The organism is Shewanella sp. 125m-1 (assembly GCF_052977065.1).
Genome location: NZ_JBRILT010000025.1, coordinates 55,546 through 66,545, shown reverse-complemented (window position 1 = coordinate 66,545; position 11,000 = coordinate 55,546). Strand labels below are relative to the sequence as shown.

Annotated in this window: 9 protein-coding genes; 2 read left to right on the top strand and 7 right to left on the bottom strand. The window is 44.8% G+C overall.

The window, feature by feature from the left end; translation table 11 throughout:
- Window positions 1-385 precede the first annotated feature (385 nt).
- Both sohB and ACVBIK_RS12425 read right to left on the bottom strand, forming a co-directional pair.
- A complete protein-coding gene (gene sohB, locus ACVBIK_RS12430; protein ID WP_447169798.1) occupies window positions 386-1,414 on the bottom strand; it encodes a protease SohB in 1,029 nt (342 codons plus the stop codon).
- Between the two features lie 146 nt (window positions 1,415-1,560).
- Entirely contained in the window at window positions 1,561-4,086 is a 2,526-nt protein-coding gene (locus ACVBIK_RS12425; RefSeq protein ID WP_447164145.1) for a VolA/Pla-1 family phospholipase, read from the bottom strand.
- A gap of 262 nt (window positions 4,087-4,348) precedes the next feature.
- Here ACVBIK_RS12425 and ACVBIK_RS12420 point away from each other — a divergent pair, with 262 nt between their 5' ends.
- Complete coding sequence (locus ACVBIK_RS12420) at window positions 4,349-5,086, top strand: YciK family oxidoreductase (protein WP_447162068.1); 738 nt, start codon at window positions 4,349-4,351, stop codon at window positions 5,084-5,086.
- A 137-nt stretch (window positions 5,087-5,223) separates the two neighbouring features.
- On the opposite strand, the gene rluB is transcribed toward ACVBIK_RS12420, so the two are convergent.
- The 5 genes from rluB to rnm all read right to left on the bottom strand — a co-directional run bounded on the left by rluB (window position 5,224) and on the right by rnm (window position 9,155).
- Entirely contained in the window at window positions 5,224-6,096 is an 873-nt protein-coding gene (gene rluB, locus ACVBIK_RS12415) for a 23S rRNA pseudouridine(2605) synthase RluB (protein ID WP_447162067.1), read from the bottom strand.
- The gene (gene scpB, locus ACVBIK_RS12410) at window positions 6,089-6,685 is read right to left on the bottom strand and encodes an SMC-Scp complex subunit ScpB (RefSeq protein WP_447162066.1); all 597 of its coding nucleotides are present in this window, start codon (window positions 6,683-6,685) and stop codon (window positions 6,089-6,091) included. Before scpB ends, rluB begins: the two co-directional genes overlap by 8 nt.
- Window positions 6,686-7,474 carry a segregation and condensation protein A gene (locus ACVBIK_RS12405; protein ID WP_447162065.1) on the bottom strand — a complete coding sequence of 263 codons (789 nt, stop codon included), beginning with the start codon at window positions 7,472-7,474 and terminating at the stop codon, window positions 6,686-6,688.
- A 185-nt stretch (window positions 7,475-7,659) separates the two neighbouring features.
- Window positions 7,660-8,280 (bottom strand): L-threonylcarbamoyladenylate synthase, encoded by a 621-nt coding sequence (locus ACVBIK_RS12400; RefSeq protein ID WP_447162064.1) that lies wholly within the window; start codon window positions 8,278-8,280, stop codon window positions 7,660-7,662.
- Window positions 8,277-9,155, bottom strand: coding sequence for an RNase RNM (gene rnm / locus ACVBIK_RS12395; RefSeq protein WP_447164144.1), 879 nt, complete (start codon window positions 9,153-9,155; stop codon window positions 8,277-8,279). The genes ACVBIK_RS12400 and rnm overlap by 4 nt, the downstream gene beginning before the upstream one ends.
- A gap of 422 nt (window positions 9,156-9,577) precedes the next feature.
- Here rnm and ACVBIK_RS12390 point away from each other — a divergent pair, with 422 nt between their 5' ends.
- Window positions 9,578-10,981 (top strand): multiheme c-type cytochrome, encoded by a 1,404-nt coding sequence (locus ACVBIK_RS12390; protein ID WP_447164143.1) that lies wholly within the window; start codon window positions 9,578-9,580, stop codon window positions 10,979-10,981.
- The last annotated feature ends 19 nt before the right edge of the window (window positions 10,982-11,000 follow it).

Here is an 11,000-nt window from a genome sequence, read left to right as displayed (position 1 = left end):
TGGAATAAATCGCGTGATGCCGACAGGGATGTCGGCGTAGCTTTCGCGGGGCAGGATGCCCCATCGGAAGCGTTAGCTATTTATCCATAAGTATGAGGCCCGTATCTAATGCATGTAACTTCGTAGGGGCGGCTCGGGTGATGCAAGAGGGGGAAGCTGTTGTCCCCCTTTTGCCCGTGTGTGAGCTGGAAGCTCACGACCTTTATCAAACGAAGTTTGATTGATTTGGCTTTAGATTTAGCTCAGCGACAAGCGCCGACAAACTTTTGTCCAATAACGAGTTATGGTTTTAGTGTAATGGCATAGCTAATTAACCCTGTTAATTCTAAGCATAAAAAAACCTGCAAAGTGCAGGTTTTTTTCTGGTGGTAAAACCGAGGCTCAATTACTTAATCGGTTGGTTTTTCTCTGCAAACTGATTAAAAATTGCGTTAAATGACAATGATGCACCATGGGCAATCTTATCTGACAGCGTCTTCTTAAGCTGATAACGCACCTTAATAACGGTGCGCTCTTTTGCCAGATTCATGATCACATCATCACTGGTTGAGATCTCATCAACTAAGCCTAGTTCAATCGCTTGTTGACCATACCAGTGCTCACCTGTAGCAACCTTTGCAATATCTAGGTCTGGACGATATTTCGCAATGAACTCTTTAAAGAGTACATGGGTCTCTTCTAGCTCTTTTTGGAACTTTTCACGGCCTTCATCGGTATTTTCGCCAAAGATGGTTAAGGTGCGCTTAAAGTCGCCAGCAGTATGCTGCTCATAATCAATATCGTGCTTTTTCAATAAACGATTAAAGTTAGGCACCTGAGCAACCACACCAATTGAGCCAACAATAGCAAACGGCGCAGAGTAAATCTTATTCGCTACACAAGCCATCATATAACCACCACTAGCAGCGACTTTATCAACACAAATACTTAATGGGATCTCAGCTTGTCGTAAACGGTCAAGCTGGCTTGAGGCTAAACCATAGCCATGAACCATACCACCGCCGCTTTCGACATTAACAATCACTTCATCGCCTTTATCTGCAATAGCGAGAATGGCACTGATCTCTTCTCGCAATGACGCAACTTCACCCGCGTCGATGCTGCCTTTAAAATCAACAACGAAAACCTTAGGTTCAGTTTCTTCGACGTTATCTTTTTGTTCTTTTTCTTTGGCTTTCTCGTCAGCTTTTAACTGCTTTTCATAAGCTTTAAATGCTTTCTTAGATAGCAACTCTTCTTTCAAGTCATGCTTCAACAGCTTTAGGTTATCACTTAAATTCGTTAGCTTAAGTTCACCCTTATCAGCCTTGTGCTTAATCGTTGAGGCCAGCACTACAATCACGACAGCCAAAATAGCCACTACGATAGTGACAGCCTTAGCCAAAAACAAACCGTACTCGTACAGAAATTCCAAAATATTCTCCAGCTAAACCAATTCTATCTCTTCAATTGCGAGCTATTCTACCAGCCTATTTGGCAATAAAACATGCCAATAAAAAACCCAGCTTTCGCTGGGTCTTTTTTTGCACAAAATCGGCAATATGCGCTAGCTAATCTAGCCTACGGGCAGCTTTGGATCACACTGCTGTCTTGCACTAATATCGTTGCAGAGCCTTTACCTGCTGTTAGCGCAAATGCTGCCACTTCTTGCTGCATTTCAACTGTCGCTTGAGCCGCCATGCCATCTGTTACGCCATCAATCTCATCAGGGCTAACAATTGAGCTATGGTGGCCTTTACTAAAGCGCACCGCACCTGAGCCAGCTTCTGTTCTATCAATACACTTAAGACCAAGATTCGCAATCAAAGGCTCAGTACCTGATAGTGGGAAACCCTCAACCGTATTTGGCAATACCTGATCCGGTTTATTGCTACCATCGCCAACCACTTCGATTAAGTGAACAGGTAGCTGTGTGCCTGCAAGTGATGTTGCGTGGTTAATCGGATCCGCGCTATCAAATGCTGTTTGGACTGCGAACGCAAAGGTTGGAATAAACTCAGCGTAAACCGCTGCGACAATCGCATTGTATTCATCACTGCCCTCTTGTGCATCATTAACATTGGCTTCATCAACAAGAGCCTGGAATGACTCTGTAGCGACTATGGTGTCAAATAGTACAGGACCAAAGGTTGCTGAGCCTGCAAACGCACCAGCTAGGCCACCCGCAGGAGCCACTAAAGATGCTGCATTAACAACATAAGCATTTGGCAACTCAGTGCCACTTGCAGGATCTCTTAGACCAGTAGATGCATAGTTGGAGAACGTTGTACCAACGATGCCACCTAAACTTAAGCCCTGAGCACTGATTTTGCTGATATCAAAAACCTGAGGCTGCTGGGCTTGAGCAAGACCTAGATATAAACCTGTTAGTGCCGCACGCAATGCTAAATGGTCAACCGTTGCTTGGCGGAAATTATCACGCACAGTCAAGGTGCTCGCAATGTTAACAAAAGCCAGGGGATTACCGTTTTTAAAGGCATCGGGTGTACCGACAACAGCGCCATAGCTTGGATCCGTTGCTGATACTTCATAAATGCCATCACCATCGGCGTCAAATGAGCGCGCACCATGCAGTGGCATATCAATTGATATAGTCGCGATACCTGATGCAGCGTAAGTACCTGCATAAGCAAGAGCCATCTCTTTACCGCCGCCTAAACCATGCATAGCAATCGTTGTAGGCCAGCCGTTAGTCGGCGGCGTAAACGGTAAGCCTTGTTGCTGATAAAAACCGGCAAGCTTAGTCGCGTTAGGTAAGGTTATTTGTACAGCAACTTTCTCATATCCCTTAATCGCTGGGATTGGGTTGAACTTAGTAAGATGCTTAGCTGGATCTGCAGGAGTACCATCATCTAACAACCAGGTTTTACCTGCAAGCAACGCAGGATTGGTCAAAGCTGCAACCGCATCAACGCCTTGAGCTTCTGCTTGGGCAAAATAATTGGCTTGGCTTAGCGTTTGAGCTTCTAACGCCAATAGCACTGAAACAGGGCTATCGCCTTGCGCTTTCCAGTGGCCGTTTATTAAAGGATTCAGATCTGCATCCAAACACGCAACCGAAGAGCAGTCGCCATAAATAGGCACTTGAATTTCAGCCTTATAAACATCAGCTAGATCTGAAACCACATAAGCAAGGCCATCTGCTGGTGTTAAACCTGCGGCTTGGGCAACTGTAATCACATTACCGCCCATAACAACCGGAGCAGGCATTGCAGTTAATTTGGGCGCGTATGGGTTGCCCTCTCTTGGGTCAACCATCAATAATTTGGTGGTCTCATAAACATCAGCCACTGACTGCGTCGTAAATAGTCCCGAGTAAGTCACCTCTTCAGAATTCGGACCACCTGCTGCAGCCATACCTTTTTCGTAACTGTTAACTAGAGTTTGTAAAAACAGCTGGTCAGGGGTTTCTAATGGCTTAGTTTCAATATCAAGTTTTAATAAACCGTAAGTGGCAGACGGCGCAATTGGACGCCCAGCGGAATCTTGAATAAGCGTTGTAGTTGCATAAATATATGACTGACCAGCTTTTAGTGGCTTAAGAGGGATAATAGCCACTTTATTGCCTGAGGCTTGGGAAACGTAATCAACGCCAAATTGTAATTCATCGCCCACTTTACAGGCCGAGACAGAAGGTGCGCCGCTACATTCAGGATCCGATGACAGTGCGCCGCCAACGGTTGCTTCAAATACGCGAACAGCACCCGGCTGAGCAACGGATGCGGCATCAATCGTCAACACTGCGCCATCGTTATCTGTTGCTGGCATAACATCGATAGTAATTGGTGATGTCGTCGACCAACCATCGAGTGCACCTAATGCAATTTGGGGATCAGTATAATCACCATTCTCTTCACTTGGCGCATCTGGATCATCACTTTTGGGAATATTGATAGTGCCATCCATTGTGCCATTAAACAGTAAATCGTTTGGCAGTGGGAGTTGGCCATCAGCCGGATCAAAAACCATAACAGACTGAGGGACCAAAGGCTCAGTTTTGTCCACTAATTCATCATAAGTATCTTCGCTACACGCGGTGAGCCCCAATGCAGAGGTTATTGCTACGCCCAAAAAGAGTTTTTTCATCTTTTTTCCCCAAATCTTGTTGTAATAATTTTGTTTTCACTTCGAAATTGGTCACAATAGTAAATAATGTATGACCAAGAGGACTTATTGTTAGTCCTTAACTGAATTCAAGTTAACGTAAAATTATTGACTTAGCTACATTTTTGTCACAATCGAACACCAATTAAGCGGGCAAAAATTAATCGTATGTTTTAAACGGCTGTTTATCATATCAGCGACTCTAGAAGTGACGGGCGTTTGAGCTCTGAGGAAGTATTAACTCATGTTGGAATATCAAGCAGTAAAAGATTTACTAAAAGACAAAACCATCTTAGTGACTGGGGCAGGAGACGGTATTGGCAAGGCCGCGGCGATCGCTTTTGCAAAGCACGGCGCAACGGTGATTTTATTAGGCAAGACAGTTAAAAAACTAGAAGCCGTATATGACCACATTGAACAAGCGGGCTACCCTACACCCGCCATTGTTCCCCTCGATCTGAAAGGTGCTACAGAACAAAACTATAAAGATATGGCTGACACCATCGATGAGCAGTTCGGTAAGCTAGATGGGTTACTACATAATGCCAGTGTACTGGGTGTTTTAGGTCCGTTTGAACACATAACAATGAGCACCGTAAATGAAGTGATGCAAGTGAACGTCATTGCAGAGATCATGCTGACTAAGGCCCTGCTGCCTGTTATGCGTAAATCAACCAGCGCATCACTCGTATTTACTTCTAGCAGTGTTGGTCGCCAAGGCCGTGCCTACTGGGGCGAATATGCTATCTCTAAATTCGCAACAGAGGGCATGATGCAGTCTTTAGCACATGAGTATGAAGGCACTAATGTGCGTGTTAACAGCATCAATCCTGGTGCTACTCGCACGGGTATGCGTGCAAATGCATTCCCTGCAGAGAACCCACAAACCCTAAAAGCACCAGATGACATCATGGCCACTTACCTGTATTTAATGGGTGATGACGCTAAAGAGATCAACGGCCAGCAACTTAACGCTCAGTAAGAGAAACATCGCCATACTGGCACGATAGAAACAAAACACTATCGGCACCACAGGATAGACACAAAAAGATAGCAACAGAAAGGCCGCTAAATTAGCGGCCTTTTTTATTCAGACAGTCTCCCGTCTTAAGATAAGAGTTAGCTACGCTGACGCGTAGGCTTGGGCTTACCTGAAGCCACTTTATGCTTGTGTACAGCACGCTTAATCTTAGCACTACGTACTTTGTTACGCGCAACACTGTGCTTGTCAGTACCTAGTAATGTACGGGTTTCTTCATCCATACCAGCCGTTTTGCGTAAGTAGTTCACTTCTTCAATTGGCAGTTCAATCCAACCACCACGTGGCAGGGCTTTAGGTAGTTCAATCATACCGTAACGAATACGGATCAAACGACTCACCTGAACTTCTTGTGACTCCCAAAGGCGTCGAACTTCGCGGTTACGGCCTTCAGCTAAGCTAACGTGCCACCACTTGTTCATGCCTTCGCCACCAGCAGCTTTAACTTTATCAAAGTTAGCTGGGCCATCTTCTAGCGTCACGCCCATACGTAAACGCTGAATACAGCCATCGGTCACTTCACCAAACGTACGCACAGCGTATTCACGCTCGACTTCATTTGATGGGTGCATCAGGCGGTTTGCCAATTCACCGTCAGAGGTAAACAACAATAGACCTGAAGTGTTAATATCCAATCGTCCTACTGCAACCCAGCGTGAATCGCGAGTTTTTGGTAAACGATCAAATACCGTTGGGCGACCTTCTGGGTCTTTACGACTACAGATCTCACCTTCAGGCTTATGGTAGGCGATGACTCGACAAACCACATCTGCTTCAGCACGAATAGAAACTGTACGGCCATCGATACGGATTTTAGCGTCAGTTTCAACGCGATCACCTAGGCTTGCAATTTCACCGTCAACACTAACTCGACCTGCAGCAATCCATGCCTCCATCTCACGACGGGAGCCATGGCCTGCACGGGCCAAGACTTTCTGCAATTTTTCACTCATTAGTAGACTCTTCTGTATTTTCGGCCACGATTTTTTCCGATGAAAAAAGTGCGGCCAATGATTCGGCATCTGACAAAGGTGGAAGTTCCACAATACTGTCTAAGCCGAAATAAGCTAGAAACTCGACCGTCGTTGCATAAAGCGCGGGTCTTCCCGGCACCTCTTTATGTCCTACAACTTTAATCCAATTTCTATCGTTTAAACTTTTTATAATGTGGCTGCTAACAGCAACCCCACGGACAAACTCAATGTCACCTCGGGTGACGGGTTGACGGTAAGCAATGACCGCCAACGTTTCTAATGTCGCACGCGAATATTTCGGCGCTTTTTCTTGCCATAGCGGTTGTAAAAATGGACTCAACTCAGCCAATGTCTGAAATCGATATCCTCCCGCTACTTTTACTAATTGTACACCTCGATTCTCATAATCGAGCTGTAACTCATCGATACATGCCTTAATTTTTACCCGTGACACATTAAATTGAGACAATACAGTCTCTTTCAATGCTTTAATTGTCATCGGCTTAGCCAACACAAATAGGCTGGCCTCAATTAACTGCTTAAGCTGGTCTGGATTTATCTGAGACAATCAGTACGCCCTAACATGTATCGTTGAAAATGGCTCAGCTTGCACAAGCTCAACCAGCAACTCTTTAACTAATTCCATTAACGCTAGGAAACTCACGACCACACCGCTGCGCCCCTCTTCAAAATCAAACAGCGCTTCGAATGGTAAATAGGTTTCAGCATTAAGTTTCGCTAAAATCTGTGCCATACGTTCGCGAGTCGATAACACTTCTCGCACGACATGGTGGCTTTCTGTCGCTTCAATACGCTTTAATACTGATGAAAATGCTCTGGCAATCTCAGTCAGTGAGACCTCTGGAGGCAGTAACTCAGGCTTGATGTTGGCGGCAGGAACCGCTTTTGCCTGAAATAAATCGCGCTCCATTCTAGGCAATTCATCCAGCTTTTCCTGCGCATCTTTGATCACTTCATAGGCTTTCAATTGACGGATCAACTGGGCCCGAGGATCTTCTTCATCTTCATGCTCAACTTCAGGCCTTGGTAGCAATAAGCGAGACTTAATCTCAGCTAAGGTTGCTGCCATGACAAGATAATCTGCCGCCAGCTCCACACGAGCTCCCTGCAGCAAATTAACGTACTCAAGGTACTGTTGCGTAATAGAGAAAACCGGTAAATCTACAACATCAAGTTTTTGTTTGCGGATTAAATAAAGCAGAAGATCTAATGGCCCTTCAAAAGACTCGAGAAAGACCTCTAACGCCTCTGGTGGAATAAAGAGGTCTTTTGGCATCACCTTGAACGGCTGGCCTCGAACAACGGCTAAAGGCAATTTTTGCTGAACGCCCTCCATCCGTAAACCCTCTATATTTTCGCAGACGCGCGATTATACCTGTATACCTAAGCTAGCTCAAGCTGCTCGTTTCAGACAATAGCGAGAAGTGACTTGGGGATCAATATATGTTGATTAAAGCTATAGGCCGTTATCAGTACAGCTATTAATGCTTTCTATTAATAACGGCAACAACGGCCGTCAAACTAAAGGAATGGCGTTACGTCGCCAGCACCTTCACGAACCACCTCTATTTCACCCTCTGACAAGTCGATGACCGTCGTCGGCTTTTCACCTAAGTAGCCACCGTGAATAATCAAGTCGACCTGATGTTCTAGGATGTCGCGAATATGCTCAGGATCAGACTCTGTAAACTCTTGTCCTGGCAAAATTAAGCTGGTTGACATTAATGGCTCACCTAACGCTTCAAGCAGCGCGAGTGCGATCACATTATTAGGAACGCGAATACCAATTGTCTTCTTCTTTGGGTTTTGAAGACGCTTAGGCACTTCTTTTGACGCCATAAAGATAAACGTATAAGGTCCTGGTGTATTTTGTTTAAGTAATCGATAGGCTTGATTATCAACGCGAGCATAAGTTGCCAGCTCTGATTGATCGCGGCACATTAGCGAAAAATTATGATCATTTTCAATCTGCCTGATACGCGCAATTTTGCTCATCGCGTTTTTATCGCCAATTAAGCAACCTAATGCATAGCCAGAATCGGTTGGGTACACAATCACACCACCGCTTTTTATCACATTCACTGCTTGGCTAATTAAGCGGGTTTGAGGGTTTTCCTCATGCATATAAAAAAACTGACTCATTGTACTACCTTCCATTTCTCTGATTGCCAAACCCAGTTCACGCCTTGGGGTTGGTACATATTTTTTCCGATTTCAATCCAACTACCTGGAAAATGAAAATCACTGCCTAACGAGCATGCCAGCCCATTTTGAATGCTGAGCGAAATGAGATTGTTGCGATCATCTATAGTCTGCTGTCCAAGCACCACTTCAATCGCATCACCACCGGCTTCTTTATATTCACGTACTAAACGCTTAAGCCATTTAGCCGACAACTTATAACCGCTCGGGTGTGCCAATACCGATACCCCACCCGCTTGATGAATTATCTCAATCGCGCTGGCCATATCACCCCAATTATTAGGTACATAGCCCGTTTTACCGCGCGCTAAATATTTTTTAAATACATTGGCAGTGTTAGTCGCATAACCTTTTTCAGCGAGCCAACGAGCATAATGGCCACGACTAATCGCCGCATCACCCGCATAAGCTTTTGCGCCTTCATAAGCGCCTTCAATACCCGCCTTGGCTAAACGCTCACCAATCTCTTGGGCCCGTGTTGATCGTAACTCACGTTGGTTAAATAAAAATGCGGCCAACTCGACATTATCGATATCTACATTGAGTGCAACGATATGAATATCAAAATTATTCCAACGGGTTGAGATCTCAACACCGTTAATCAGCTCTAATGGGGTTTCATGAGACTGATTAAAGTCATGGGCTTCTTTCAAGCCCTCTGTCGTATCGTGATCGGTAATGGCAAACATATGCACGCCTTTACTTATCGCGCGTGCTATTAATTCTGATGGGGTTAATTGACCATCGGATGCGGTCGTGTGGCTGTGCAAGTCAACCAATTTAATGTCTGTGGTATTTTCATCTTTCATGGGCATATGATACTTGAGTTTATCCAGTAAAGGTGACTTTAATCCGGTTTTTAGTCATTTACTCCAACTCAAGCGCCTAAACCGACTTAAAAACCCACACTTTTATATTAAGCATTAACAGAGAAACATCGGTTATCCGCTTCATTTAGCCGCAACCATTTACACGCATATTAAATAGGCCTTTTACTCCTTATAAAATCAAAAAAACGATTCGACTAATTAAGTAAACCCATTTATACATTTTTTTGAACACACTCAACAAATACCAGCTATTTCAACCACTTTACATGTTCACATCGACAGTTCCAGCGCTATAAATCACTTATTATTGTTACGCCATTAATGGTTCTTACCAGGTTCAACGTCCTCATCAGTTAAGCGAGGTTGAGCCATCAAATCATTACCCTTGTTATAGAGTAAATATAAAAATGAAAAAGACATACCTAGCATTAGTGCTACTGAGTACTATGCCCTTGCTAGCTCATGCCGAAAAAGAGATGGAATTTGCACCTTCATATCTGAGTGTTGAAGGTGATAAAAAGCCGGAGTTAAAACAATGGCGCGACGCTAAAAGCTGCAAAGGCTGCCACCCTCGGCAGTGGAAAGGCTGGCAAGGCTCTATGCACTCCATTGCCTTTATCGACCCTGTGTTTCAAGCTGAATGGGCGATGGGGGAAAAAGAAACCAATGGGGCAGCCAAAAATCTATGCGGTGGTTGCCACACAGTGCTAGGTACCGTAACCCAAACCGTTGAGTTTAAATCTGAATCCGGTAAGTTTGGCGGTTTCACGACCCAAGCAATTGCTAATCAAGGCGTATCTTGTGAAGTCTGTCATAGCGTCGTTGATACCAACATGTCCCACACAGCCATGGGTGAGCACGGTAATGCGTCATTAGCTATCGCCAATGACAAAGTTAAACGCGGTCCATTTGACGACGCTAAGCCTCGTGGCCACAAAGCCGAGTATTCTGAGCTGCATACTAAATCAGAGTTTTGTGCCAATTGTCATAATGTGTTCAACCCTGTTCACGATAACTTTGCGCTAGAACATACTTATGATGAATGGAAAAAGTCAGCCTACGCTGCTGCCGACATCCAATGTCAGGATTGCCATATGGTGCCAGTGGAAACCGCCATGCGCGTGGCTGATGAAATGCTGCCTGCAAACAAGCTTGTGGATCACCGTTTAGGTGGTAAAGCCGCATCTGGTGGGCCGATTAGAAGCTTAGTGCACGACCATGGTTTTGTTGGTGGTAACGCTGTGCTGGCTCCATTACTGGGTGTTGAAAATGGCCAGGCTCACGCAAATGAAGCAATTAAGCGTTTAAAAACAGCCGCAGCTTTAGATGCTAAAGTCACAGGAACCGTGACTTCCCCAGTACTTGAAGTGACGGTGCACAATCGCCGTGCAGGCCATGACTTACCGACTAGTCTCACCTTTATTCGCCAGATCTGGCTAGAAGTGATTGTGCGTGATGTAAACGGTAAGGAGATCATGCGTTCTGGTTCATTAACGGCAGACAATGCATTACCGGAAGGTACAGTGGTTTTTCAAGACACCTCTGTAGATGTTCACGGTAAGCCTGAACATAAACCTTGGAGGGTCGCCAACTTCTCAGTACAAAATACGATTCCAGCCAAAGGCTCGAAAACAGTTAACTACCCGTTTACTCTGCCTACTGGCGTGGCGGAATATAGTGTTGAAACCAAGCTACATTATCGCTCGTTCGATCAAAGTGTTGCAGATCTACTACTAGAAGATAAAGTGATTGTGCCTTCGGTTGAAATGGTTAGCTTAAGTCAAACCTATCAAGGCTTAATGCGTAAATAATCGCTTAATTTGTTAATAT

Coding starts and splice junctions, on each gene's coding strand:
- ACVBIK_RS12420 (WP_447162068.1), top strand. CDS start 4,349: ATGTTGGAATATCAAGCAGTAAAAGATTTACTAAAAGACAAAACCATC.
- ACVBIK_RS12405 (WP_447162065.1), bottom strand. CDS start 7,474: ATGGAGGGCGTTCAGCAAAAATTGCCTTTAGCCGTTGTTCGAGGCCAG.
- ACVBIK_RS12400 (WP_447162064.1), bottom strand. CDS start 8,280: ATGAGTCAGTTTTTTTATATGCATGAGGAAAACCCTCAAACCCGCTTA.
- rnm (WP_447164144.1), bottom strand. CDS start 9,155: ATGCCCATGAAAGATGAAAATACCACAGACATTAAATTGGTTGACTTG.
- ACVBIK_RS12390 (WP_447164143.1), top strand. CDS start 9,578: ATGAAAAAGACATACCTAGCATTAGTGCTACTGAGTACTATGCCCTTG.
- rluB (WP_447162067.1), bottom strand. CDS start 6,096: ATGAGTGAAAAATTGCAGAAAGTCTTGGCCCGTGCAGGCCATGGCTCC.
- ACVBIK_RS12425 (WP_447164145.1), bottom strand. CDS start 4,086: ATGAAAAAACTCTTTTTGGGCGTAGCAATAACCTCTGCATTGGGGCTC.